The 1,242-nt window shown below is 74.2% G+C and carries 1 protein-coding gene; it reads right to left on the reverse strand.

The window, feature by feature from the left end; all coding sequences use genetic code 11:
- Positions 1-82: 82 nt before the first annotated feature.
- Positions 83-1,012 carry a zinc-binding dehydrogenase gene (locus AOK03_RS36035; RefSeq protein WP_055569601.1) on the reverse strand — a complete coding sequence of 310 codons (930 nt, stop codon included), beginning with the start codon at positions 1,010-1,012 and terminating at the stop codon, positions 83-85.
- Positions 1,013-1,242 lie beyond the last annotated feature (230 nt).

The raw sequence follows: 1,242 nt of genomic DNA on the forward strand, positions 1-1,242 counted from the left end.
GAAGACGAGAAGGGCTCCGGGAAGGCCGAGGCCGAGGAGAAGTAGGGGAACCCGCCCCAACCCCCTGTCGGCGCCCGCGGCTTCAGTCGATGTCCAGGATCGCCTTGCCGTGGAGACGGCGGCCGAGCAGCAGGTCGGCCGCCTCCTGGGCCTTGTCCCACGAACCCCGCCAGGACGTGCCGGGGTCGAGGGCGCCCGCGGCCACCTGCCCCGCGAGCCAGGTCAGATCCCTGGCGAGACCCGCGCAGCCGAGCAGGTGGAAGCTGACGACCGAGCGGTCGTGGCGGCCCCGGTCCCCGTAGAGAGTCCCGTACGGGAAGTGCTCGGCGTCGCCGCCGGAGTGCCCGACGGACACGAGCGTGCCGTGCTGGCCCAACTGCTCGTACGCCTCGACCAGTTGGCGCCCTCCGACCATGTCCACCACGCCGTCCACCGGTGCTCCGGCCGCCGCGGGCGTGGCGATCACCTCGTGCGCGCCGAGCCCCCTGAGCGCATCACCCCGCCCCGCGGGGTCACCGGTCACCGCGACGACCTCCGCACCACCGCGCCGGGCGAGCTGCACCGCGTACCGCCCGACACCGCCGGTGGCACCCGTGACCAGGATGCGCCTGCCGAGGATCGGGCCGATCCGGTCCAGGGCGCGCAGGGCGCTGGCGCCCGCGACCGGCAGCGTACTGATGTCCCCCGGATCCGCCCCCTCGGGCGCGCGACCCAGCAACTCCGTGTCCACCGCGCGGAGTTCGGCCCAGCCGCCGTCGGCGCCCAGGGTCACCACCGGGGTCCCTGCCGCGGGACCCGAGCCGTCGGCGGCGGCCCGCTCGACCACGCCCGCCGCGTCCCACCCGAGCACCGCGCCCTGCGGCGCCTCCTCCAGGACGTGGCGGACCTCGCCGTAGTTGAGGGAGGTGGCCGCCACCCTGACCAGCGCCTGGTGCGGCGCGGGCACCGGGTCGGGCGCGTCACCGATACGCAGCCCTCCAGGGGCGGAACGGTCGACCAGTAGTGCACGCATGGGAGTTGAGCCTTTCGACGTACGCCAAGGAAAGGCCGGACGCCAGCGCGGGCGATCGGCCGTCGACATAGTGCCACTGAGTGGCAGAAACCATCAAGGGGCGTTCGCTTCTGCGGGGCGGCCGCGGTCTACACTTCCGCCATGGACTCCACGGACCCCGACCGGCTCCCCCTGCGGGAGCGCAAGAAGCTGCGGACGCGCCAGGCACTCGTCGACACGGCCCTGGACCT

It is taken from the genome of Streptomyces atriruber, assembly GCF_001418325.1.
Lineage (GTDB): Bacteria > Actinomycetota > Actinomycetes > Streptomycetales > Streptomycetaceae > Streptomyces > Streptomyces atriruber.